This window comes from Leptolyngbya sp. ST-U4 (assembly GCF_039962215.1).
Lineage (GTDB): Bacteria > Cyanobacteriota > Cyanobacteriia > Elainellales > Elainellaceae > Leptolyngbya_A.
The window spans coordinates 14,411-39,456 of sequence record NZ_JAMPKZ010000007.1; the positions used below are offsets into that span (position 1 = coordinate 14,411).

The window sequence follows — 25,046 nt, forward strand, 5'->3', positions numbered from 1 at the left end:
CAAAAGGCATAAAGAACTGGGAATGAGGGCAAATTTGGGACTTAGGCAGGTGTTCTAATCCCGATCGCAAAAAGCGCAGCCTGTAATTAATCTCTCAGTTGAAGGATTCTAGACTCACCCCATTTATCCGATAGTGATGGTCTACTGTCGCTTGTGAGGTGGGCTTGTGAAAGCACTGCTGCTGGTCAACCGTCAATCGCGCCACGGAAAAGACAAGCTAGAGGAGGCGATCGATTATCTGCGCGAGAGCGGGCTGGAATGGATTGAGGCGACGCCCAAAAATCCGGGCATGATTGCCAACCTAATTCGACAGCATCAGGACAGCGTGGACTGTGTGATTATTGGCGGCGGCGACGGGACGCTGAATGCTGCAATCCCCGGTCTAGTCGAGACGCAGCTCCCCCTCGGAATTCTGCCGCTTGGAACTGCAAACGATCTGGCACGGACTCTCAACATTCCCACCACGCTCGCCGAAGCCTGCCAAATAATTACTGAACGAAAGATCGAGCAGATCGATGTGGGTTGGGTCAACGGCAAATATTTCTTCAACGTTGCCAGCATCGGCTTGAGTGTGCAGATTACGCGCAAACTCAACAAAGACACCAAGCAAAAATGGGGCGTTTTCGCTTATCCGATCGCCGCAATCCAAGCTCTAAGGCATTCGCGTCCCTTCTGGGCTGAACTGGTGCTGGATACCGGAGAACATCGACGAGTTAAAACCATTCAGATTGCCGTTGGCAACGGACGATACTATGGTGGCGGAATGACCGTTGCCAGCACTGCAACAATCGACGATCAGCAGCTTGATGTCTACAGTCTGAACCTGAAACATTGGTGGCAGCTTTTTGCGATTTTGCCAGCTATGCGATCGGGCGATCAAACAAGCTGGTCGTTTGTCGATGGTTTCTCCTGCCGCGAGGTGAAAGTGCAGACCCGCCGACGTTTACCGATTAATACCGATGGGGAAATCACAACCCAGGCTCCCGCTCATTTTCGCGTCGTGCCACAGGCGTTAAAGGTGTTTGTTCCATCGGTAGAAAGTTCGAGCTAATTGTCTTCGATTTGCTTTACAGGCACTTCGATCGCCGTCACATCCACCGTTCCAGGCAGGGTAAGCCGATGAAAATGCCGTTTTTCAACCTGAAGCGGTTCGCTACAGCTTGGACAACGGAGCTGAGTGCCGTTAATTGCGGCAGATTCGTAATCACATACCGGACAGCAATCGACGACAAGGTTTCGCTTGATCCACCAGCGAAATCCGATGAACGCCAGTAAGGGCGTAACGACAACTAAACCAGCCAAAACAATAACAGACTTGACCACCCATCCCAGCCCGATCGAACCCAGTAGCCAGATCAGTGCCAGGAGGGTTAGCCAGAAGCTAAATCCTGAAAAATTAAATTGCAGGCTTTTCATGCCGTTTTGATTCACCTTAACCTCCTGCCCTTGCCCGGCCTAACCCACTCCAGTTTGCCAGTTTCAGTAAGCGGCAGCATCTTTCAGCCGGGGTAACTTCTTCCAAGATAAAACATCCTGGTTGCGATCGCAGAATTGCGATGGGGGAATCTAACCTTCCTGTACGAGCGCATAAAGCTGGCGAGCGAAGGCACGGCGACCAAACTGCTCCAGAGTTTGCTGACGTAGCCACATTCCATCACAGCGACGATGTAAACCCGTTTCCCCAGCGGAACCACTCCCCTGGAGCAGCGCAATACAGGCATCTGCAACTGCATTGGAATCTCGGTGAGGCACTCGCCAGCCCAGCTTTCCATCCTGCAACGGGTCAGCCGATCCATCCGCATCCCCTGAAACTACAGGCACACCACAAGCCATCGCTTCCAGATACACAATGCCAAACCCTTCCTGAGAAGGCATCACATAGGCATCGGCTAAACGGTAATGCTCTACTAGATCCGCTGTCGGCACAAACCCGGCAAAAATCACCCGATCGCTTACCCCCAAATCGATCGCCAACTGTGCCAGTCGCGGCTGATCGTCCCCCCGCCCAATCACCAGATATTTCACGTTGGGAATCGCTTGTACGATCGTGGGCAGTGCCCGCAGCGTTACATCCACCCCTTTGTAAATATCCCCCGACCAAAGCCGCGCCACCGTCATGATGACCGTGGAGTTTGCAAGCTGGTAGCGTTCGATCAGCGTGGAAGCAGCCTCACCGGGTGTAAATCGCTCGTCATCCACAGCACAGGGCAAAATTTGCACTTTCGCTGGATCAATGCCATTTGCAGCACAGGCTCGATCGCGGCTATAGCGGCTAATCGTCCAGAGCCGATCGGCTTGCTGAAGGGCAGTTCTTTCCCTGGAAGCAAGGGGTTTCCAAACTTCTTTGCCGTAAGTCAGCACTGTGTAGGGAATGCCTAGCGGTTGACAGAGCAGCTTTACCAGCGGCGCAAGCTTGATATGTCCGCAAAATACCCGCTGGGGTTTGTGCTGAATCAAGGATTTGAGCAGGGCGAACGTGAAGCGTAGCCGTCCGCGCGGAGAAGACTCGTCGTAAAAGCTCTGAAACGAGAGCTGAGGCAGAGATAAGGGTAAGTCTGTAGGACGATCGCGCAGCAGCAGCACTTGAGCAGGCGGCAAATCTGTCTGGGCAGAATAGCTCTGCAAAATGTCCTGAACGTAAGACTGAATGCCCCCCTCCTGTGAGAACACTTCCAGAAAGACAAATAGATACGGTGCAGCAGTCCGATTTCGGGTGTCAGAAGCTTGTGGCTTGAGGGAGAGGCGCATAGAAGCGATCGACTTAGGCTTTTTGTTCGCCTTTAGTATCGACAGATTACCTGTGAAACTCACGCCTTGTGGCAGTTTGATATTTGCCTAATCCATTTTCCGAATTAATACAAAACACCTGCGCTCTTGTTAAAACGGGGTAAAACCGCTCAGACCAGAACACAGGCGTTTGAATGATTTAGTTTGTAAGGGAAAACCTAGAACAAACCCAGCGTCAGGGATTTGTCGATCGGGAAGGTTGCGCCAATCCCAAGCCACAGTGTGACCAGCGTACCGAAGAGGAATACGGTGGTTGCTACGGGGCGACGGAAGGGGTTTTGAAACTTGTTAACGCTCTCGATAAACGGAACCAGCATCAGGCCGAGCGGAATTGCTGTTTGCAGCGCAATTCCAAGCAGCTTGTTCGGCAGAATTCGCAGAATTTGGAATGCGGGGTACAGATACCACTCCGGCAGAATTTCGAGCGGCGTAGCGAAGGGGTTTGCCGGTTCGCCTACCATTGCCGGGTCAAGCACTGCTAGTGCGGTGCAGCAGGCAAGCGTACCCAGAATTACAACGGGGAAGACGTAAAGCAAGTCGTTGGGCCAAGCGGGTTCACCATAATAGTTGTGACCCATGCCCTTCTTCAGTTTCTCACGAAGTACGGGATCGGCAAGATCCGGCTTTTTCAGAGTTGCCATGCTGAATGCTCTCCTTGAGGATCTTTCAGAAACGTTTTGGTCAAAGAATAACAGGATTTTCGCTAGGCTTTAGCCCAAGTCGATACCTGTCAGGAGCTGAATCAGACCGAATTAGACCTAAATTCAGAATTTATAAAGGACCGGAAATTCCCTGCTTACGAATCATCAGGAAGTGCAGCAGCATAAACACTGCGATCGCCCAGGGCAGCACAAAAGTATGCAGGCTATAAAAACGAGTCAGGGTGGCTTGACCCACGCTCGAGCTACCGCGCAGCAGCTCCACCATGGTCGTACCGACAACCGGAATCGCTTCAGGAATACCCGACACGATCTTAACTGCCCAATAGCCTACCTGGTCCCAGGGAAGCGAATAGCCCGTCACGCCAAAAGACACGGTGATCACTGCCAGAATTACGCCTGTTACCCAGGTCAGCTCACGGGGTTTCTTAAAGCCGCCCGTCAGATAAACGCGGAAGACGTGCAGGATCATCATCAGCACCATCATGCTGGCAGACCAGCGGTGAATGGAGCGAATTAGCCAACCAAAGTTCACATCGGTCATCAAATACTGCACCGAGGTAAATGCTTCTGCAACGGTTGGCCTGTAGTAAAAGGTCATTGCGAAACCAGTCGCAAATTGGATCAGGAAGCAGGTCAGCGTAATGCCACCCAGGCAATAGAAGATATTGACGTGGGGCGGGACATACTTGCTGCTGATATCGTCCGCAAGGGCTTGAATCTCCAGACGCTCCTGAAACCACTGATAGACTTTAGAGTCAGTTACCTGCTTTGTAAACATGAAACCAGAGTTCCGAAGAATATTATCCACCGTCAATAAATGTAACATAGCTAGAAGGCATATTGCATGGCGAAAACATTGACAGATCCGGGTTTCGAGGCAATTCTGATACGATAATTGTTCTATGTAAAACATAGGACTTTCCCGATTAGAGAGGGTTTCGGGAACGTTGGTTCATCCCACTCGTTAGAAAATCGTGAAGCTAGATAGCGTTACAAAAATTCATATCTTCTCTCAGTTTTTGTCATTCCCTTGTCTGTCGTAGTCGATCGCCTTGTCCGCAGTTTAAAATCTGTCCCATGAGAAAACAGATCGCGTGTGCTGGATTAGTTATTGGATTCACGATCGGATTTGCCTTCATGCTGGCAACCGTGCTGGGTGGAATGCCCTCAGCGTATGCCTTTACCGAAGAACAGCGATTAGTCAGCGAAGTTTGGCGACTGGTCGATCGCGCCTATGTCGATGATTCTTTTAACCATCAGAACTGGTGGCAGGTGCGGCAGAAAGTGCTTCAGCAGCCGCTCCAGAATCGGGAGCAGACTTATACTGCTATTCAAAAAATGCTGGGGTTGCTGGACGACCCCTTTACCCGCTTGCTAAAGCCAGATCAGTACCGCAGCCTGCAAACCAATACCTCCGGTGAGCTGACGGGCGTGGGACTCCAGATCGCCCAGGAAAATTCGACCGGGGAACTGCGCGTCATTGCCCCGATCGAAGGTTCTCCAGCAGCGCAGGCAGGAATTAAGCCTCGCGATCGAATCATTAAAATCAACGGCTATCCCACGGTGAAGCTGAGCCTGGATGAAGCAGCGGAACGGATGCGGGGTCCGGCCGGCAGTCGCGTCACGCTTACCATTGCTCAGGACGGACAGGAAGAGGCGCAGGCAAAAGATGTGCTGCTGGTGCGCGATCGAATCACGCTCAATCCGGTTTATGCTGCGCTTAAGGCAGAGTCTGAGGAGACCCAGGTGGGCTATATTCGGCTGAGCCAGTTTAACGCGAACGCTAGTTCTGAACTTGCTCACGCCATTCGCAATCTGGAACAGCAAGGCGCGAATGCCTATGTTCTCGATCTTCGCAGCAATCCGGGCGGACTGCTTCAGTCTGGCATTGATATTGCCAAGCTCTGGCTAGATGGCGGAACCGTGGTTTACACCGTGAACCGAAACGGCATTCAGGACAGCTTTACCGACGATGGATCTGCTCTGACCGATGATCCGCTTGTGGTGCTGGTAAATCAGGGAACTGCCAGCGCGAGCGAGATTTTGGCAGGCGCATTGCAAGATAACGGACGCGCCCAGCTTGTGGGAGAACGCACCTTTGGCAAAGGATTGATTCAGTCGCTCTTTAGCTTGTCCGATGGGTCAGGCTTAGCAGTGACGATCGCCAAATACGAAACGCCAAATCACCATGACATTAATAAACAGGGCATTATCCCCGATATTGTTGTGCCGCTCGACCCGATCGATCGCGATCAGATTGCCACCGCTGCCGATCGCCAGTATCAAGCCGCTGTTGATCTGTTAACTCATCATGCAGTCTTGGCAGGAGCCGCGTAATCGCGAACGGATCTATCATGATCCGCTGCATGGGGCGATCGTGCTCAACGGACGCGATCCATCTGAGGCGCTGCTGATCCATTTGATTGATACACCTGCTTTTCAGCGATTGCGGCGGATTCGCCAGTTGGGTCCGGCAAGCCTCACCTTTCACGGCGCAGAAACTTCCCGGTTTACCCATTCCCTGGGAGTTGTTGAAGTTGCGCGTCGGGTGTTCGATCGCGTGTCGAAAGACTATCCTCAGCTTCAGCCTTACCGGGCTGTGGTGTTGTGTGCTGCGTTGCTGCATGACATTGGGCACGGTCCCTTTAGCCATACCTGTGAGGAAATTTTTGGCAGCGATCACGAGTCCTGGACAAAGCGGATCATTACAGAGTCGGAGCCAATTCGCGAATGTCTCGATCGCTTTGACCCCGATTTACTGCCGCAGATTCATCAGGTTCACCGCAAACAGCATCCCGTTCCTCTAGTGTGGCAGTTGGTCACGAGTCAGCTTGACTGCGATCGCATTGATTACCTGATGCGCGACAGCTATTTTAGCGGAGCGTCCTACGGCATTCTGGATCTCGATCGAATTTTGTTGGCTCTGCGATTTGATCCAGTGACGCAGCAAATGGTCGTGGCTCAAAAGGGCATGGCGGCGATCGAGCATTATTTGCTGGTGCGATATTTTATGTATGCTCAGGTGTATAACCATTCTAAAAATCTGGCAGCCACTTGGATTTTATCGGGAGCCTTCCGACGGGCAAAGCAGCTCTTGTCGCAAGATGAACTGTGGGCAGACCCGAATATGACTGCCTGGTTAAGCCAGGACTGTAACCAAATTACGCTTGAGCAATATCTTGCCGCTGATGATGGCGTGTTTTTTTATCACCTGCAACAGTGGCAGCACCTGCCTGATCCGCTTTTGGCTGATTTGTGCCGCCGCTTTGTCGATCGCGATTTGTTGAAAGCCTGGGATATTTCTCAGTTTGATGAATCCACGCAAAAAGCTCTGCTCGAGGAAGCCCACTCGAAACTAGAACACTTAGGCTTTGTGCCCGATTATTACGCAGGCATCTGCAAAACGGTGAGCCGGGGCTACACCCTTTACCAAAAGGGAATTAATCTACTCACCGACTCCGGACTGCAAGAAATTAGTGAACGATCGCCCCTAGTGCGAACCCTGACTCACCCTTGGCAGCGAAGCTGGTTGCTGTATCCTCGTCAGTTAAATGTAAGCGAACTGATGCAAAGCATTTCTGCTTGAACGGGAATGGGGCTAAAGCGCGAATCAAAAACGAATCAAAAAACAGAATTAAAAAAGGCAGCCCTGAGACTGCCATTGAGGCAACATGCTTTCGCAGTTTGCTGCTTGAATGAGACCACCCAATCGGGGAATTTGAAGAACCAGAAGAGTTGCCTGCCCCCTGACTCCTCAACTTCGGCAGAAACTTCGCTTTCCTTAGAGTCTCAAGGTTCCCTATGGGGGAGGAATTGAGGGGGCACGGCACTTTTGATGCGTTTCAAAAACCCTGTTCGTTTCAAAAAACCTATTAAATGAAATAGTTCGTGGCTGCCAGTTTGCCCAAGCGATTGTCTCCTGTTCTAAAGCTAATTCCAGTGACTTCGGCGACCAGATCATTTTGGGCTGAGAAAGGAGCTTTGCCATCATTCACAGATAGATACGTGCGGCTGCCCACCCGGAAGAATACTGCCTCATCTGCCTTGAGTCCCTGATTGCCGCGCTTTCGCTGATCTTTGTCCGCATAAGCAGATTGGATTGCTCGTTGCAGGTTGCCCTTGAATCGTCCAGCATTGAACACACCCTTAGGCAGCGATGCCGTTTGCCGATTATTGTCAAAGTCCAGCTCAAACCGATCGCCTTGAGCCTGGTTAAAGTCAGTAATAACATCGCGTGAACGCAGCACCGAGGAGCGGAGGGCTTCTGCCTTGGTTGCTCCGGTAAACAGAAACCGATCGCCGCCTACGCCGCCCGTGATTGTGTCAGTTCCCGTGCCGCCTGTCAGTGTATCGTCTCCGTCGCCGCCCGTGATTATGTCAGTTCCCGTGCCGCCTGTAATCGTGTCGTTTCCGCCGCCGCCTGTCAGCGAATCGTTTCCGTCGCCACCTGTCAGCGAATCGTTTCCGCCGCCCCCTGTAGTAACATCATCGCCGCTACTGCCCACGAACGTTAGGTCATTAGAGAAAGCACCACCGATTGGTACACCTGCCAGGGTTGTCACCTGGAAGTTGCCAACCTCGTGGATGTTGTACTGTGCGCCCGTGGAAGCCGCGAAGCCAAAGCGAATCTGGTCTGGAACGCGCCCATTAACAGCAGCGACATTGAAGCTATTGATGGGAATTTCTCCAGCATCATTAAAATCGTCATCCCGGTTGAGGTCAATTCTGACCGTGAGAATTCCCTCGGCGGTTAGCTCAACTTGTGCCTTACGGCGAGCTTCTTCTCGATTGGGCGAGGGAGTATCGAGGCTTTCAACCAGTTGTTGTCCGGTGAGATATCTGTAATTATTTCCCTGGCTGCCCCGAATGGCGATCGAATCAGGGATTGCGCCCGGACCTTCGACTCGTCCTTCGGTTGGGTTGGAGAAGTTGCCAAACGAGTCAAACCCAATTCCCAGGTAGCCCCCCACCAATCCAGGAATTCCCGCATCTTCGCGGGGTGCATAGCCCAGCGAGCCACCATTTCCGCCCGGAATAATCGTGGTCTGACTGCCATCTACCAGGAAAAAGCCAATTCCATCGCCGCCTGTGCCGCCATAAGCATAGAGGTCAAACGTGACAGAAATTCCCTGACTAGAACTAACGGGAGTTGCCGATCGAAATGGTGCAAAACCTGCCTGATTAAAAGCGGCATCTGTAAGTTTAATTGGTTGCGTAGCCATAGGAGTCAATACTTAACGCCAAAACAACATTGGTGGTAGACATTGCACCAGAGGACGTGGTCCCTATGCAGGTTTAATTAACACCGCCAAACTGGAGAAAGATTTATTAAAAACTCTCCCAGTGCTGACTTGAAATTGACGGAATTCCTGCATTTGCTGAAGCAAAGCTGGTCTCAATACAGCCTGTCATCTAACTTACTCGATGCAAGGTGTGCTTTAGGCGGATTTACTGAAGATTAATCGGGATTCTTACTTGCGTGAATTCCTGGTGAAGCCCGTAATTCTAACGAAACTTCTGTCCGTATCTTCCCTGACTTCAGGAGTAATTCTGGTGTGGGCGATCGATCGTGACCGAGCAAGGCTTGCTTCGATCGGGCGAGTGCTGTGGGTCACCAATCGGTTGATAGGTTACTTTGAGCAGAATTCTTTTGGGCGAGATTTTCCATCTGTTCTTAGCTTGTAGAGTCGCGAAAGAGTAGTGAAATGCACTGAGCTAATCCCTGTCCGTTAGCGTTAAATGCAAGATGCTCTGGCGCGAACTTGCTGCGACCAACTTCATGTCTGTGCAGCAATAAAGGGTTATCGTCTTGAATGATAGCTTGACTGTTAAACACAAAGAATTGCTTTCAATCCGCTTTTAATTAGATGAATAGCGGGCAATCAAACCTATGATTTCTTGTTTCAGTTCAAGCTGGGTTCAATTTTGAAAAATGTTTCTTTTCGAGTGGTTTTGGTAATTTACTCTTGAAATTTGGGTTGTTACACCCTATTAAATAATAATAGAAAAGCGCACATTAAGCGCAACTGGGTTAGGACGGGAAATGTGATGTGAAATAAAGGCATTGACAGATGCAAAAATAGTTTAGATGAATAAATAAATCAACCAGCAGATGAATAAGATGAATAAACAGATCCGAGGCAGAAATTAATTCTGTTTAACATTAGGAGAAACTGCTTTGCATCGTTGGCTGAACCTGCGAGAATAGGGTGACGGGGAAAGAGGAACTGCGATAGATTCAGGATTTTTTAATTTACTGATTATTCTGGGAAGAGGGTTTTAATCAGCGATCGTTGGGAGACAAGGGATATGGAATTTGATCGCCCGGAACTAAAAACTGCGGCTGACTCCCCCACACCCGAAACGGTTTCGCAGCGGGTGCAGTGGTTGCGGCAGGAGACTCCGCTGACTGCTTTGTCAGATGCAGTCCTGACCACGATCGCCTCACAGCTTCGGGTGGAATTTGTGCAGGCAAATCGGAGACTGGTGCTGGAGGACACGCCACCCGCCGCGCTGTATCTGCTTAAGTCGGGACATTTGGAGGCTTATCACACCAGTTCTAATAGTGTGGCGCGGGCAAGCAGTTTGCTGCCGGGGTCGATTCTGCATCTGAAAGAGCTATTGCTCGACCAGCCTGTAACGCAAACCATTGTCACGCTCGACGACTGTGAGCTTTGGCAAATCCCGCGATCGGATTTTTTGCAGCTCGTGCAGGACTATCCAGAGATTCAGTTAACTTTTACGCGCCAGCTTGCCGCCGAACTGGCTCAGGTCACTTCCCAGCTTGCGTTTGAGCAAGAGCGACAGACTGCCCTGCGTCCCTATCTTGTTCCTAGAGTGAGGCGGGGCATTATTGGCTCCAGTCGGTATGCTATGCGGCTGCGGCAGGATATTAAGAAGGCAACGATTGATCGTGCTCCCGCGCTGATTTTTGGCGAACCCGGACTGGGCAAAGATAATATTGCTGCGCTGATTCACTTTGGCTCTGCCGATCGCAAGCAGCCGCTGATCAAAATAAACTGCGATGCGCTTCAGGTCAGCGGCACAGATCTATTTGGGCGAGCAGGCGGTAAACCCGGACTGCTGGCATGGCTGGGGCGGGGAACTTTGATGCTGAACAATATTCAGGATTTTCCCGCGCACTTAAAGCCCAAGCTAATTCGCCTGCTTGCCTCCGGGGAATATACGCCAATGCCTCGTGAGGGGGAACCGGAACCTGCGCTGCAAAAATCAGAGGCGCGAATCATCATGACCTCTGAGAAAGCAATGCCTGAACTCGATCGGCTTGCCGCTACGCGGAGTGCCGCAGCGCGGAGCGATCGCCAAAGATGCATCAAGCATTCGATCAAAGTGCCCCCACTGCGGGTTCGTAAAGCCGATATCGAAGCGCAGGTGAAATACTACATCAGCCTCTCCTGTCGAGCACGGGGACTGTCTCAACCTGAGGTCGCGCCCGAAGCTCTGCGTCGTCTGCAAGGATATGACTTTCCCGGAAACCTGACTGAACTAGAAAATTTAGTGACCAGGGCGATCGTGCAGTCGAACGGTGCGCTCGTTTTAACCGAAGAAGTATTCTGGGCAGTGAGCAGCAAGAGCAAACGGTTTCGGCTAAATTTGCTCAACACCTATCCGCGCCTGCGGCAGTTTTTGAGAAGCGAGTGGTGGCCCGATCGCATTAACTACGGATTCACACTCTGGGCATTTGCGGCAGCTGTGGCGATCGGCTGGCTGGGTCCGCAAAGCCGCGACCAAAATTTTGTGCTGAATCTGTTTTGGGCGTGGTGGTGGCCCCTGATGCTGATTCTGTTTCCATTTGTGGGACGGGTTTGGTGTGCGGTTTGTCCGTTTATGATTTACGGTGAACTGGCGCAAAAGGTTTCTCTGAAGCTGTTTCCGCGTAAACTGCTGCCTTGGGCAAGACAGCCTGCGGAGCGATGGGGCGGCTGGTTTTTATTTGGGCTGTTTGCCCTGATTCTGCTGTGGGAGGAACTGTGGAACTTAGAAAATACTGCCTATCTCTCAAGCTGTCTGCTGCTGCTCATTACTGCCGGAGCGGTGATTTTTTCGCTGCTGTTTGAGCGTCGTTTCTGGTGTCGCTACCTTTGTCCGATCGGCGGCATGAACGGTCTATTTGGCAAACTGGCAATAATTGAGCTGCGGGCGCAGCAAGGAATTTGTGCAGCGACCTGTAACACGTATCACTGCTATAAAGGCGGTCCTGCGGAGGGAGAAGGGCTGGAAACAGGGGGCTGTCCAGTTTATTCGCATCCGGCGCAGCTTGAAGACAACAGAGACTGCGTGCTGTGTATGACCTGTCTCAAAGCCTGCCCCCACCGATCGGTCGAGCTAAATCTACGTCCGCCGGGCATCGAACTATGGACAACCCATCAGCCGAGCTACTCAGAAGTTGCGCTGCTGCTGCTTTTGTTTGGTGCAGTATTTTTGCATCGTTTACCTGAAATCGCCGATCGCTTTCATCTTCCCCTCAATCTCAGCAACTTCGGCATTCACACCATTGTTTCTGTCGCAGCACTGCTATTTCCAGCGATCGTGGTTTTGTGTGCCGATCGCCTCATGCGCTGGGGGGATCGATCGCTCAAACCTCGACCTTTTCTGGAATTGGCGTATGGCTATTTGCCGCTCGTACTGGGCAGCAGTTTGGCGCACTATCTCCGCCTAGGCTTGACCGAAGCCGGACGAATTCTGCCCGTTACGGTTGCCACGTTTGGTTTAGGCGATCGAATCACCGTGCCTTTGCCCATAGTGGTGGCAGATTCGGCAGTGATTGCCTTTCTTCAGGGCGTAACGCTATTCGCTGCTGCGCTGCTGAGCGTTGTGCTGACGCAAAAAATTGCCCGCCAGCCGATCGCCAATTTGTTGTTGCAGCATTTCGCGATCGGCGGTTTGACCGTGCTGCTGTGGCAGATTATCCTTTAGCCACTGATCGTTGGTCATCTATGCTGAATGACTTACAAATGCCTGATGACCGATCACAGCTCAATCTTTTTTGCTACTGGTGGTAGATCTGCTGCTGATTTAGATGTCAATCACTTTAATCAATCCCATCCGCAGCCGATCGTGAATCAGCCGAAGCTGCGCCAGTTCCGTCTCAGAAAATCGCAGTTCAGAAATTCCGGCTTGCAGAAGCCACTGGCGCTCAGTGGTGGTAATTCGACCAGAATAAAGAATTTGTTGAATAATCTGCTGAGGCGAAATGGAAGGGGTTGTCCATCTACCTGTTGAAGCATTCGTTGAAGTATTTACCATTGTTGAAACTCTCTAGCATCGATGGGGGTTCGTGCTGAAGCAAATCGTTATGAAGCACGTCAGTAAAACACGATACAAACCATCATATCGATCGCAAAACTTCTGACTTCACCCGAAAGGATCCTTTGCGGCGAAATTTAGACAGAGAATTGTAAAAGCAAATTATCAAATTGTTAACTCTTCAAACAAAAGCTAGTTCGTTGTCAGACACTCTTTATAGTCTGTCTTGATTCAACATTGTTTCAACGCTGATTCGACAAACGCTTATCCAAAGCTAGGAGAAAAGACTGTGGTTTATCAGATGCTTCTTGCCGAGGTTGCACCTCGCGCTGTGCAGTGGTCGCCGAGCGTGGCGATCGTGATGATTGGCTGCAATTTGTTTGCAATTGCGATCGGCTATTACGCGATTCAATATCGCGGCGTTGGACCCAAGCTGCCCGGTGAAATGCCTGCCATGTTTACTGGGTTTGGGTTGCCCGAGCTGCTTGCCACCGCGAGTTTTGGTCATATTTTGGGGGCAGGGATGATCCTGGGTTTGTCGAACGCTGGTGTTTTATAGTCGAACGCTGGCGTTTTATAACAGAGTTTGGAGCACGGTTTTCACGCCAGGGTTTTGCCTGTTGCTGCGCCCCGTCTAACGATAAATATTTGTAAAATTGAATCGTAGACATAATGCAGGATGGCAGCCATGAGGTCAGGTTGGCAGGTTGGTCGGATTTTTGGCATTCCTTTGCTGCTTGATCAATCGTGGTTTTGGATTCTGGCTTTGATTTCTTTTCAGTACGGCACGATTTGGCAGCGCGAAGGTTGGGGAGGATTGCTGCCCTGGTTTGCCGGATTTGCGATGGCGTTGCTGCTGTTTGGCTCTGTGCTGCTGCACGAGCTGGGGCATAGCTTAATTGCCCGATCGCAGGGCATCAACGTCACCTCAATCCGGCTGTTTCTGTTTGGCGGCATTGCCTCGATCGAGCAGGAATCGAAAACGCCAGGGCAGGCATTTCAGGTGGCGATCGCGGGTCCAGCCGTGAGTTTCAGCATTTTTCTTGTGCTGTCGCTGCTACGCCTGGCACTGCCCCTGCCCGAACCTGCCGAAGCCGTGATCGGCAACTTGGCAGGAATCAACTTTGTATTAGCCCTGTTTAACATGATTCCAGGCTTGCCCCTGGATGGCGGACAGGTGTTAAAAGCAGCCGTCTGGAAGGCAACCGGAAGCCGGGCACAGGGCGTTCGCTGGGCAGCTCGTGCAGGGCAGACCCTTGCCTGGACAGCAGTGATTGTGGGCATCTTTTCCTTCTTCTCAACCATGCAACTGAGCTATCTGTGGCTGGCACTACTTGGTTGGTTTGGGGTGCAGAACGCGAGTACCTACAGTCGGGTGACGGATTTGCAGGAAGCATTAGCTCAGCTCACAGCAGCCCAGGCAATGACACGCGAATTTCGGGTTGTTGAAGCCGAGATGACCCTGCGCGAGTTTGCAGACAAATACCTGCTGAACGAAATGAAACTCACTGTTTACTACGCTGCCGCTGATGGACGCTATCGCGGGCTGGTAGCTCCAGAGCGAATGCAGACGATCGAGCGCAGTTCATGGGACAGTGCAGCTGTGCAGGAATTGGTTGATCCGCTCAGTGAGATTCCTGCTGTTGCTGAAAATACTTCTTTAATCCAAGTAATCGATCGCCTGGAAACTGAAACCCTGCGCCGAATTACGGTACTCTCTCCGGCAGGTGCGGTGGCAGGCGTGATCGATCGTGGTGATATTGTCCGGGCACTGGCAGAAAAACTCAAAATTGCCCTTCCCGAAGACGTGATTAATCGCATCAAAGAAGAAGGGGCATTTCCACCCGGATTACAGCTTCAAGAAATCGCAAAATCAGCAGGTGGCGATCGATAATGGGCGAACATCTCTCTGTCTCTCTTCAACCTCAGCCCGTGCTGACCACCGATCGACTGATTCTGCGTCCGCTTTTAGAAAACGATGCCGCCACAATTCAGCAAGCGTTGAGCGATCGGGCCATTGGTGACACGATGATTTCGATTCCGCATCCCTATCCACCAGGAGCAGCCGCAGCCTATATCAGTCGGCAGCAATCGGCGTTTGAGGCTGGGGAAGCCGTCGTGTTTGCAATTGAGCAGGCGGCACAGCAGCAGTTCATCGGGGCGATCGAGATTCGTGAGATCGATCAAGAGCATCTTCAGGCGGAGCTGAGTTTTTGGCTGGTCGCAAGTGCCTGGAATCAGGGCTATATGAGCGAAGTGCTGCCGCCAATTTTGCAGTATGGCTTTCTCGAGCTGGGGTTGAATCGGCTCTATGCCTATCACATGGCACGAAATTCAGCTTGTGGGCGAATGCTGCGAAATAAGGGATTTGTGCAGGAAGGTGTTTTGCGGCAGCGCGTTCGCAAGTGGGGCGTGTTTGAGGACGTCGTGCTAATGTCGATTCTGCGCGAGGAATGGTAGGGATTTTTGTCGTGGCATAAAACAAAAACAAGGGGCAGAAACCCCTTGCTGTAAAAATCCTTCTCAATCTAAAGCACAGCTTTATTGCACCAGATTGCCGAAGGTTTCCAGAACGCCCGACTTGAAGATCTCATACACAATGTAGGCAAACGCCGCGCCGCCGATCCCGCCCACTAGGAAGCTTCCTGCAAACTCGCTCCAGCCTTCTGAATCTTGCAGATTGCTGGGCGTTTTTGGTGTGGTAACGGTGCTAATTGGCTTTAGCGGATTTACGCCTGCATAGAGGGAAAGGCAAACGGTCAGAATGACAACCAGAACCACGGCTTCGATCAAACCGACGATATCGGAAACGCCAGTATTACGAAATTGGCTGGTGAACGCAAACGGTCCAAACAGCAGGTAGCCGTGTGCCATGCCGATTTCCAGTCCACGACGCTGAGGCGACAAACCTGCCCGGTAAGCAGGCAGATTGTTAATCAAAGCCTTCGTGAACGCAGATGAATTGATCGGCGTTGCCAGGTTGCCAATCTGAGGATCATCCGCAGGCTTAACGACCTCCATATTGGCTTTTGAAGGAACGCTTGTCATGTTGATTTGTCTCCAGAAACTGCTTTATCTATGGAATGAATGGAATTGAGAACACAATTGGAAATTAAATCCCGCTTGGATCTTCGCGCTCGATGTAGATAAATAGAAATGCCATCGCCACAGCCGGAAACACCCAACCGACGATCGGAACCAGAATAGAAGGCAAGAAAGAAGCTGCCATGCTTAAGATCTCTCCTCGTTTACACAACGAATTCCTGTGCCAAATGTACTGTGAATTGAGTGCAAAAGCCGGACTGCTAAGAAATTTTAACAACCGGGAATTTGTGATCTAGAGAGAATGGGTAGACGAGGAGGGGTGAGGGCATAGGGAGATGAAGAGGGGGGTTAAACGTCGATCGAGTCGTAGGTGAACTGGGAGAGGGGCGGTTCGATCGATCGGGCTTCGACTGTTTTTTCGCTTTCGCGCTGGGTCATGATTTCGACGCTAATAGCTTCGACCTGTACTTCTAGGTAGCCCTGGGGCAGAAATAGCTCGATGCGGTTCATCCATTGTCCAAAGCCGTCAGGGGTAAAATCGGTGAGCCAATGGGGTCCGTCTAGCAGGAGGCGGCTCTGGCGATCGATCAGCCACAACTTGACCGCTAGCTTTGCCGGGCAGTCGGGCAACTTGACCAGCACCAGCGTTGAACTGCCGCTCATCAGGTTTTCACTGGGGAGACGCAGCACGGGAACGGGCAAAGGCTCGTCGGGTGAGAGGGTTAATCCGGACGTTGGGGGAGATTGGGACGCAGTTTGCCAGAACTTTGAGGGGGTCGAATGCTTTGCGGTTCCCCCCAGGGGCGGTTCCTTTGGAGTTGCGCCTCGCGCTAACTGCTGCATCGTTTCCATTTCTTCCCAGCCTTCATCAATGACAAACTCATCGTGCGCCAGGTGTGCGTCTTCACCGATCGGCTGAGTGCGATTTTCCTGGGACAACGGTTTGGGATCAAACACAGAGGTGATTGGCGATTCAATGGCGTTGGGTTCATTGGGCTGAGCAGGAATTGTCTGATCGGTCTGGAGAGCGGCAGAAAGTTGACTGTCGCTGGCAAGGGACTGTAAGCGCGACAAAAAACGCTGCTGCAAGTTGAGCGATCGAAAGGCGATGTCTTCGGGAGCGAGGGGAGCTTCTGAAGCAGACTTGCGAGGTTTCTGGAGGTCAACGTGCTGCCAATCGAGTGCTGGATCAGTGTCGTCAATGATGGGTTTACTGGACTGAGGCGATGTGGTGCCCGTTCCATTCTGCGGCAACCGGGCAGAAGGGGCATTTTGGGGCAGAGCGGTTTCAGTTGTTGAATCTGGCGATGCTTTGCTGACGAAATCCCTTTGAGTAGGCTCAATGCCTCTCTCGGCAACGCTAATTTCAGGAGAATGATTTGCCGTTCCTGATACCTCAGTTAGAAATAGCTCGGTAATAGAAAGGTTATCGATGACCGGAGCAGGCGTGTTTGCGGACTTCCCTGATTCTGTGGTGCTGGCTGGAACTGACTGGGATTCTTGCAGCGGTTCCTGAGGGGCAGGTTCTTGAGGAATGGTTTCTTGAGGAATGGCTTCCTGAGCAGCAGGTTCCTGAGCAAAGGTTGGCAACTCGATCGCCCGTCGCTCTTTAGTCGCTTCCTTCTGTTCAGGAGACATCGATCTCAGTTGAGGCGGCAATATCGATTGGGCAGGCTGAAACTGAACTGTTGGCGGCACGGTAGGTTGAGCAAAACCAGGCAGCTCTGAGGGCAGCGAAATGGCTTCCAGGGGCGGTAGTACGTCGGGCAAATCGGTAACGCTATTGCCGTTGCCTCCTTCGGAGAACTGCGAAGCAAACGATTCCAGCAGCTCATGCAGGTCGGTTGTAACTTTGAAGGACTGGCTGGTGATTTTCTCTGTGCCGCTTGCAGAAGTTAGCTCGACGATCGCTTCTCCCAGCACCAGGTAGGTTTCGTAGTGATGGGGAAGCGGCACCGTGCAGGTAAACGGGATCGGCAGCGCAGCCGGACTGAGCGGATAAACCAGGTCAAACAGCACCTGAGAATTTTGGGGCGCATAGAGCCGCACCCGTATCTGAAGCGGCAATTCTGGCGACTCTACGGTAGCTGAACCAATCTCGCCGCGCAGGATTAGAGCTTCGCTGCGCCGCACGACATACATTTCCTGTTCCAGATGCAGGCTGAGCAGTGGCAGGGCTTCGGACAGGATGACTTCCGGTGAAGGAATTTCGGAGCCTTCGCCCTCAGCAGAATTAAGCTGGGATTCAGCCAGAACAGGCTGCTCCGTATCCTCCAAAACCAGCGATGCAGCAGGCTGGAGAATTGGCGTTTCGACTGGCGTTTCGACCGGCGTTTCTGGGACAGCGATAAATGGGATAGCAAGGGGGGGTGATGACAAGGCAGCCGCATTCGAAAACCCAACGGAAAGGGTCGGGAGATGAGCAGCGGGTTGTGAGTCAAGTTCCCAAGCTTCCGCTTCCTCAACGATCGGCAAGACTTGCAGCTTCACGCCATACTGCCAGCCTTCGCCCATCATGTCTGCCATCAGGTCGCCTGTGCAGTAGAGTTCCCAGTCCCCCGGCTGAAGCTGGGTAAAGGGCATAATCACCACCAGGCCATCCTGATTCGTGCAGCCTGATCGCTTCTGGGTACGGCGGACTGTTACAGCATCGGTGAGGACATCATGAGCAATCCGAATTTCGATCGGGGTATTGATGCGGCTAGAGCGACCGACCACGCGATATCGCCCCTCCAAAATTTCCACCGTAGGAGATTCCAGTGGCAGCCAAGAGCGATCGCCATCCTTTTGCAGCAAAAATTCCCAGAACGCCATGTCCAATCCTCTTATGTCCCTTATGTTCGAGATGTCCGAACTAACTTTCAGATTCAGCCGAGCCTACGGAAGAAAAGATTACACGATCCACAAGGGAATTGGACTTGTTGCTGCCATTTGTTAACCAGTAACTCCCCTGCGCTCAGCAAATCGTAATCTGTTTTGCCTTCGATGAAGATTGTTGAAACAGGGCTGAGAGCTTGTCAAAGCTTGTACTGTTCCCCCTAAAGATGTTTCCGGGTTCGCGATCGTGATCCGAAAGCCCTCCTCCACAAACGGCAATGGGCGTACCCCTCTCTGATTAACTTCTGATTAACTACTGCAACGAGCGCCCTAAATATCCAGATAGTCTACACGGTTCCCCGACAAATCGCCGAAAATTACCCGCTAGCCCAACATTGGGACTCAGCCCATTTGCAGTCCTTTTAGTAATCGGCTCTGCGCGTCGCCTGACAATCCCTTTGCCTGAATCAGCACCCCAAAATTGCCCAGCCCCATCGGATTTATGAGCCCATGTAGTGCTTCTCGCCGTTGCAGAATAATTTGCAGCGTCAGATCAGGATCGGGCTGAGACAGTGCGGTAAGTCGATCGCCCAAGCCCAACGCCATCAGAAACAAGCCCTGCTGCGTGAAGCCGATCGGGTCTAGTCCTGCTGGTGTGCCGTATTGCTCCAGAGCCGTGAAATCGACATGAGCGGTAATATCTTGATGACCGATCGCCCGATAGGGGTTGTCGTGATGGGCGTGGTGATAGTAGCACTGAAGCGTCCCTGCACTGCGGGTTGGGCTGTAGTAGCGATGGGCAGGATAGCCATAGTCGATCGTCAGCAAATAGCCCTGATGGAGCCGATCGGCAACGGTATGCAGCCAGTCGATCGCTGCCAGATTGACTTCGGTGCGGTAGCCGTCTGGGTAGGGGGTCAAATCTACTCCGATCTGCTGAAAATACTCGGCAAAGCGCGGGGTTGAAAGTTCGCCGATCGTCTCTATAAAATGGGCATCAGCAAAATGGGCATCGGAGGCAACGGCAGGATTGGGTGTCGGTTCACTGCTTACGGTGATGTAAATTTCTTGAAGCTTACCGTTTGCAATTGTCAGCCGATGTACGGGAAAAGCATCGACTAATTCGTTGGAAAAGCAGCAGCCAACGATCGAATCTGAAGAAATCTCGTCCCAGGTGTGCCATGCCACTTCGCCCCAGGAGTCGATTAGGGAGCGGAGACGGGCTTGCTGTTCGGCGGCAAAGGCAGGTGATTTTTCGACAATTACATAGCGCAGCGCGGCAAAGCACTCGAAATAATGTCGATGCAGATAGCGCACGATGTCCTGTGCCAGAAGTCCCTGTCCGGCTCCCATCTCAACCAGCGTAAAGGGATTGGGGCGATCGAGCTTTTCCCACATCTGGGCAAATTGAACGGCAAGCAGTTCTCCAAAGTCTGCGCCGAGATGGGGTGAGGTGGCAAAGTCTCCCTGTGCGCCAATCTTTGACTGAAAGCGAGCGTAATAGCCGTGCTGTGGTTCGTACAGTGCCAGATCCATAAACTCTGCAAAGGTGACGCGCTGCTGCGGACTGGCGGCAATGCGATCGGCAATGATCTGACACAATGCAGGATTACTCGGCTCTAGCTGCAAGCGTCTCGTCATGCGTCACCGTCCTCCCCAGACTTGCAACACCCGTCCTCGAAGCGTTTGATTGAGCCAGGGGGTGTTAGTCGATCGCGATTTGAGCGTGCGAGAAGTCACCTGCCAGGCATGATTGGGGTCAAACAGCATTAGCTCGGCGGGCTGACCCGGCTGAATGCTTGCAGGAGATTGGTTTAATAGCTGTGCCGGATTGGTGCTAAGTGCCCGCCAGAGGGTAAGAGCAGGGATCTTTTCAGAAACGACTAACGCCTGCCAGAGCAGCGGTAAAGCCAATTCCAGTCCGATCGCCCCCGGTGGAGATTCAGCAAAAGCGACAGTTTTTTCTTCGTAAGTGTACGGACTATGATCAATCGCAATCGCATCGATGATCCCCGATCGAATGCCCTCGATTAAGGCTGCCTGATCCGCAGGATTGCCCAGGGGCGGTTCGACATGAAGGCTGGGATCGTAGCTCTGCACCGCTTCAATGTTGAGCAAAAGGTGCATCCAGCTGGTGCTTGCTGTGATCGGTAGCCCGGTTGCCTTTGCCTGCCGAATCAGATCAACGCTTCGCGCGGTTGAAACTCGCATTAAATGCACCGGAGTTCCAATTGCCGCGAGGCATTCCAGCAGAGCCGCTAAAGGGGCAGTCTCCGCGTAGTCTGGGCTTCCGGGCAGTCCTAACCGCAGGGATTCCTGGCCTTCGCGCACCACGCCATTGCCGCTCAAGGATCGATCGCAGCACCATAACGCGATTGGCTGACTCAGACCTTGGCTGTACTCTAGCAGGCGACGCAGCAGAGTCATGTTTTGAATCGGCTTGCTGTCTGCAAATCCCGCGATGCCCGACTCTGCCAATTCTGCCAGTTCCGTCATTTGTTCGCCTTTGGCATCCAGCGTTAATGCTCCCCAGTTGCGAATTTGGGGGACGGTAAATTTCTGGCACTGAGACTGAAACCAGGCAACAGTCGCGGGATTATCGACTGCAGGATGGGTATCAGGGAGCAGGGTTAAGCGGGTAAACCCTCCAGCAACCGCCGCCGCTGCCAAAGAATCAATCGTCTCCCGTTCCTCAAATCCCGGCTCACCCGAATGGCTGTATAAGTCCACCAATCCCGTGCCCAGAATTAGCCCTGACCCATCCCGGATTTGAGTATTATCCGGGTAAGAATTAATCGCTGCTTCGACCGACTGAATCACGCCATCCCCGATCAAGACATCTGCAACCCGATCGCCTCGCAGTTCCCCAGAGGGGGAATCACCCAGGGTCACAGGGTCAAGCAGGCGAACTTGTCGGATTAGCTCAGCGGTCATAAATTCGTTCCTGTGATTACCAGTCCCGTGGTTACAGTCCCGTGGCTACAGTGCCCCGGCTGCCGTCTTGTCGAGAACGCCTCCTAGATGGCTTGTGATGTTGAGGGCATGAATCAGCGGTTTGCCCTGGTTGCCGAGCGGATAGTCGATCACCGTTACGGCTCCGTTGCCTTGTTTAAAGGTCCAGAAGGTCTCAGGACCGCGATCGATCAAATAACCCAGAATTGCCTTATTCACGGCATCGTGAGCCACCACCAGTACGGTTGTCGGTCTATCATCCTGAGACTCTGGCGTTGAGGCAACCAGATCCTTCCAGGCAAGCACAACCCGATCCCACACCTGCTGAAGATTTTCGCCTTCAGGCATTTGCACGGTTTCGGGCGCGATCTGCCATTGCTTTAGCTCCCCAGGAAACTCTGCTTCGATTTCGGCTTCCAGCTTGCCTTCCCAGAGCCCGTGGCTAATTTCGCAGAGGCGATCGTCCAGTTCTAGCGTCACTTGCGGGTGATGTTGCAGAATAATTTCTGCCGTTTCTTTTGGGCGGAGCATCGGGCTGCTGAGGGCGCGATCAATTGCGACATCCCGCAAAAATTCGGCTGCCTGACCTGCCTGTACCCGTCCTTGATCATTGAGCGGCACATCGATCTGTCCCTGAAACCGCTTGTCTCGATTCCAGTTAGTTTCGCCATGGCGCACCAGCAAAAATCTTGCGCCTTTTGTGTCTTTGCGCGGCTTTGGGATCGGTTCGCCTAGATGCGCCGTCAAATTTACAGACTCAAGTTGCACTGGATCGCCTAGACCGCCTGCGAAGTTCAGTACGCTGATGCCGCAATTTGACTGGTGCATTGATTTATAGCTGTCTGCGTCCAGCCCGACTGCTGCCCCGATCAAACAGCGATTGATACCGCTATGCGCCACAACCAGAATGGTTTCACCTAAATGCTGCGGTAAAATTTCCTGCCAGAACTGCCGTGCCTGCTCATAAAGAGCCATGACCGGATAGAAATCTGTTGTGCCTTCTGGGGTTTCCATGGGCATTTTCAAATCCTTCGGGCGATCGCGCCAAAGCAAAAATCCTTCGGGAAACTGCTGCTCGACTTCTTCAAAGGTGAGTCCTTCCCATTGCAGCAAATTGATTTCCTTCAAGTTGTCTGTCAACCGCAGATCAGGGATCGGCGTGCCCTGCTCGTTTAAGCTCGATAAGATAAGCTGCGCAGTTTGCTTAGCGCGTTTGAGCGGACTGGAATAAGCCGCATCGAACTTCAAACCCTGCAACACTGCGCCGACCTGCCGCGCTCCTGCCTGCCCTTTTTCTGTTAAGTCAGACAAATCACAGTGTCCCTGCACCCGCCGCTCGACGTTATAGGTGCTTTCTCCATGCCGAACCAGAATAACGCGAGTCACCGGGGCAATCCTCCCATGCGCTGAAAATCTCTAAAGCCGCTGAACGTTAAAAGTCCTTTGCAATTCTACCGTGATCGGGACAGGAAGAATTTGTCTTGCTTCCTCCCTCTGGCTTTTGCGATCGCCACCCTTACAATGCAATTATTCAATGGAATTATTTTGTCAAATCATTTCAAAAAAATTCTGTAAATTTCTGTCCAGCGATCGGGTCTGAATCGATGAGTCAAATCAAACGGCTAATTTTAAGCGGCATTACGCTTCTGGTGGTTCTATTTTTAGGTGGTTCCCTGCTTGCCAGCTTTAGCGAACCCCAAATTACCAATCGCCTGGAGCTTTACCAGACCGATCTGCTGCTGCGAGCCAGCGAACTCAAACCGAATGCGTCAGATCCCGCCAATCTGGCTGGGGTAAAAAACACCTTACTCGGTCAAGACCCGGTTAAAACTGCGCTGGAGCAATATCAGTCTGTGCGAAACTCCGCCGCCGAAAATCTTCAGCAGCTACAGACCCGCCTCACCGTTTCTCAGGACAATCCTTTCCCCGAGGAAGCTGTCCAGTCTTCTCGTCCCACTGATCCCGACACGAGAACTACGCCTGCGCCCACGGAGCCTGCCACGATCGAAGAACAAAACAAACAGCTTCGACTCGCCGTGCTGCAGCAGCAAACCCTGATCGATCAGCTTGATCTGCGGATCGGGCTGCTTCAGGCAGAGCAAAACCACACCGATGCGGCGATCGAATCCTGGCAATCCCTTAAAGATCGACTTGCTTCCTTTCAGCCCACCGCTCAGCGTCCATCTGGTAAGGTTTCCGATAAAAATTCCACCGCTTCGATTAGAGCAATTACTCCCGTTCTGATTGGCTTATGGAATGAGCCACCCCGTTTGCTTCCTGATGCCGAATCCCAAATTCAAGCCTCGCTGGATGGTTGGTTTCGCGATCGGGCACTGCGGCGACTCTATGCCCTACAACAGCGACCCGATGCGCTGGCCGCCCTGGAAGTAACTCAACAGCAGGTGGCTCGTCAAACGCTGGTGAAGCTAACTCTTGTGGGCGTTGCTCCGGCGATCGGCGGCTCTTTGGGGATCGTGCTGCTACTGATTGTGGTTGGACGCTGGCTCATCCGGGCAAAGCAAGCTCCTGCTGAAGCAAACAGTCTGGCATGGCAGGTTCCCTGGACTGGGGAAACTGTCTGGCAGGTCTTGATCGGCGGCTTTTTCTTTTCAGGTCAGCTGCTTGTGCCCTGGGTGCTGCATCTGCTGCCGCTTAATTTTGCTGCTTTTGGACAACGGGCCCAGGCGATCAATACGCTTTGCTATTACTTACTGATGGCAAGTGCAACGCTGCTCACTCTTTATTTATCGATTCGAGCGTACTTTCCTTTACCAAAGGACTGGTTTCAGCTCAAGGGCAAACGTAACTGGTTTCTATGGGGAATTGGAGGCTATCTGGTCGCATTGCCGCTGATGCTGGCGGTTTCCCTGGTAAATCAGCAGCTTTGGCAGGGCCAGGGAGGCAGCAATCCGTTATTACAGATTGTGCTGGAAGAAGGCGATCGCGTCGCCCTAGCAATTTTTCTGTTTACAGCGGCAGTCGCGGCTCCGGTCTTTGAGGAACTGCTGTTTCGCGGATTTCTGCTGCCCTCGCTGACACGCTACTTTCCCGTTTGGGGATCGATTGCCCTGAGCAGTGTTTTGTTTGCCATCGCCCATTTAAGCCTGTCGGAAGTGCTACCGCTGACGGTGCTGGGATCAATCCTGGGCTTTGTTTACTCTCGATCGCGCAGTTTACTGACGCCAATGCTGATGCATAGTCTATGGAATAGCATCACCATGCTGGGGCTATTTATTTTGGGTCGCGGATAATCTCAACCGCAATGTCCAAATCGGTAAATCTGATACAAATTCTCTGTCTTTTTTATTTGTTCATCGCTCTAAAACAATCGTCGGAAAGTAATTCCTGGTTGATTTCTCGACTGTGCTAAAAAATATCATTTTCATTCCATCAAGTAATACGATTGGGTGAACCCGATTGTCCTCATCCTATGGCATGATGTTTATGGCTACAGATAGGGATTTATATTACAAATCCTGAAGGTGCAGTCAAAAGAGTGTCACACCGACTACCTCA

The 25,046-nt window shown here is 52.1% G+C and carries 21 protein-coding genes; 9 read left to right on the forward strand and 12 right to left on the reverse strand.

Annotated elements, in window-relative coordinates; all coding sequences use genetic code 11:
• Positions 1-166: 166 nt before the first annotated feature.
• A complete protein-coding gene (locus NDA02_RS12825; RefSeq protein WP_190789945.1) occupies positions 167-1,051 on the forward strand; it encodes a lipid kinase in 885 nt (294 codons plus the stop codon).
• On the opposite strand, the gene NDA02_RS12830 is transcribed toward NDA02_RS12825, so the two are convergent.
• The 4 genes from NDA02_RS12830 to petB form a co-directional block, all read right to left on the reverse strand.
• Positions 1,048-1,416 (reverse strand): hypothetical protein, encoded by a 369-nt coding sequence (locus NDA02_RS12830; RefSeq protein WP_190789946.1) that lies wholly within the window; start codon positions 1,414-1,416, stop codon positions 1,048-1,050. The two genes, NDA02_RS12825 and NDA02_RS12830, sit on opposite strands and share 4 nt — an antisense overlap.
• Positions 1,417-1,566: 150 nt before the next feature.
• The gene (locus NDA02_RS12835) at positions 1,567-2,748 is read right to left on the reverse strand and encodes a glycosyltransferase family 4 protein (RefSeq protein ID WP_190789947.1); all 1,182 of its coding nucleotides are present in this window, start codon (positions 2,746-2,748) and stop codon (positions 1,567-1,569) included.
• Positions 2,749-2,945: 197 nt separating this feature from the next.
• Positions 2,946-3,428, reverse strand: a complete 483-nt coding sequence (gene petD, locus NDA02_RS12840) for a cytochrome b6-f complex subunit IV (RefSeq protein ID WP_190789948.1) — start codon at positions 3,426-3,428, stop codon at positions 2,946-2,948.
• 130 nt (positions 3,429-3,558) lie between these two features.
• Positions 3,559-4,227 (reverse strand): cytochrome b6, encoded by a 669-nt coding sequence (gene petB / locus NDA02_RS12845; protein WP_190789949.1) that lies wholly within the window; start codon positions 4,225-4,227, stop codon positions 3,559-3,561.
• A gap of 299 nt (positions 4,228-4,526) precedes the next feature.
• Here petB and ctpA point away from each other — a divergent pair, with 299 nt between their 5' ends.
• Both ctpA and NDA02_RS12855 read left to right on the forward strand, forming a co-directional pair.
• The gene (gene ctpA / locus NDA02_RS12850) at positions 4,527-5,786 is read left to right on the forward strand and encodes a carboxyl-terminal processing protease CtpA (RefSeq protein ID WP_190791282.1); all 1,260 of its coding nucleotides are present in this window, start codon (positions 4,527-4,529) and stop codon (positions 5,784-5,786) included.
• Positions 5,761-7,035 carry an HD domain-containing protein gene (locus tag NDA02_RS12855; protein WP_190791281.1) on the forward strand — a complete coding sequence of 425 codons (1,275 nt, stop codon included), beginning with the start codon at positions 5,761-5,763 and terminating at the stop codon, positions 7,033-7,035. Before ctpA ends, NDA02_RS12855 begins: the two co-directional genes overlap by 26 nt.
• A 286-nt stretch (positions 7,036-7,321) precedes the next feature.
• On the opposite strand, the gene NDA02_RS12860 is transcribed toward NDA02_RS12855, so the two are convergent.
• Entirely contained in the window at positions 7,322-8,671 is a 1,350-nt protein-coding gene (locus NDA02_RS12860) for a bluetail domain-containing putative surface protein (protein ID WP_348255069.1), read from the reverse strand.
• A gap of 268 nt (positions 8,672-8,939) precedes the next feature.
• Here NDA02_RS12860 and NDA02_RS12865 point away from each other — a divergent pair, with 268 nt between their 5' ends.
• A complete protein-coding gene (locus NDA02_RS12865) occupies positions 8,940-9,134 on the forward strand; it encodes a hypothetical protein (RefSeq protein WP_348255071.1) in 195 nt (64 codons plus the stop codon).
• A 624-nt stretch (positions 9,135-9,758) separates the two neighbouring features.
• Complete coding sequence (locus tag NDA02_RS12870) at positions 9,759-12,386, forward strand: sigma 54-interacting transcriptional regulator (RefSeq protein WP_190794473.1); 2,628 nt, start codon at positions 9,759-9,761, stop codon at positions 12,384-12,386.
• 99 nt (positions 12,387-12,485) lie between these two features.
• Here the strand turns inward: NDA02_RS12870 and NDA02_RS12875 are convergent, their stop codons facing one another.
• A complete protein-coding gene (locus tag NDA02_RS12875; protein WP_190794472.1) occupies positions 12,486-12,716 on the reverse strand; it encodes a hypothetical protein in 231 nt (76 codons plus the stop codon).
• 301 nt (positions 12,717-13,017) lie between these two features.
• Here NDA02_RS12875 and psaK point away from each other — a divergent pair, with 301 nt between their 5' ends.
• The 3 genes from psaK to NDA02_RS12890 all read left to right on the forward strand — a co-directional run bounded on the left by psaK (position 13,018) and on the right by NDA02_RS12890 (position 15,176).
• On the forward strand, positions 13,018-13,275 hold the full coding sequence (gene psaK / locus NDA02_RS12880; protein WP_190794475.1) for a photosystem I reaction center subunit PsaK: 258 nt from the start codon (positions 13,018-13,020) through the stop codon (positions 13,273-13,275).
• A 129-nt stretch (positions 13,276-13,404) separates the two neighbouring features.
• A complete protein-coding gene (locus tag NDA02_RS12885; RefSeq protein ID WP_190794471.1) occupies positions 13,405-14,610 on the forward strand; it encodes a site-2 protease family protein in 1,206 nt (401 codons plus the stop codon).
• A complete protein-coding gene (locus tag NDA02_RS12890; RefSeq protein ID WP_190794470.1) occupies positions 14,610-15,176 on the forward strand; it encodes a GNAT family protein in 567 nt (188 codons plus the stop codon). Before NDA02_RS12885 ends, NDA02_RS12890 begins: the two co-directional genes overlap by 1 nt.
• Before the next feature lie 81 nt (positions 15,177-15,257).
• Here NDA02_RS12890 and NDA02_RS12895 read toward each other — a convergent pair whose 3' ends face one another.
• The 6 genes from NDA02_RS12895 to NDA02_RS12920 all read right to left on the reverse strand — a co-directional run bounded on the left by NDA02_RS12895 (position 15,258) and on the right by NDA02_RS12920 (position 22,916).
• Positions 15,258-15,764 (reverse strand): photosystem I reaction center subunit XI, encoded by a 507-nt coding sequence (locus NDA02_RS12895; protein ID WP_242067582.1) that lies wholly within the window; start codon positions 15,762-15,764, stop codon positions 15,258-15,260.
• Between the two features lie 64 nt (positions 15,765-15,828).
• Positions 15,829-15,945: a photosystem I reaction center subunit VIII gene (gene psaI / locus NDA02_RS12900; RefSeq protein ID WP_088891588.1), complete on the reverse strand. Its 117-nt coding sequence runs from the start codon at positions 15,943-15,945 to the stop codon at positions 15,829-15,831.
• 164 nt (positions 15,946-16,109) lie between these two features.
• On the reverse strand, positions 16,110-18,575 hold the full coding sequence (locus NDA02_RS12905) for a hypothetical protein (RefSeq protein ID WP_190794469.1): 2,466 nt from the start codon (positions 18,573-18,575) through the stop codon (positions 16,110-16,112).
• A 405-nt stretch (positions 18,576-18,980) separates the two neighbouring features.
• Complete coding sequence (locus NDA02_RS12910) at positions 18,981-20,219, reverse strand: class I SAM-dependent methyltransferase (protein ID WP_190789768.1); 1,239 nt, start codon at positions 20,217-20,219, stop codon at positions 18,981-18,983.
• A gap of 3 nt (positions 20,220-20,222) precedes the next feature.
• A complete protein-coding gene (locus tag NDA02_RS12915) occupies positions 20,223-21,512 on the reverse strand; it encodes a dihydroorotase (RefSeq protein ID WP_190789767.1) in 1,290 nt (429 codons plus the stop codon).
• A 45-nt stretch (positions 21,513-21,557) separates the two neighbouring features.
• Complete coding sequence (locus tag NDA02_RS12920; protein WP_190789766.1) at positions 21,558-22,916, reverse strand: histidine phosphatase family protein; 1,359 nt, start codon at positions 22,914-22,916, stop codon at positions 21,558-21,560.
• 218 nt (positions 22,917-23,134) lie between these two features.
• On the opposite strand from NDA02_RS12920, the gene NDA02_RS12925 reads away from it, so the two are divergent.
• Positions 23,135-24,781 carry a type II CAAX endopeptidase family protein gene (locus tag NDA02_RS12925; protein WP_190789765.1) on the forward strand — a complete coding sequence of 549 codons (1,647 nt, stop codon included), beginning with the start codon at positions 23,135-23,137 and terminating at the stop codon, positions 24,779-24,781.
• The last annotated feature ends 265 nt before the right edge of the window (positions 24,782-25,046 follow it).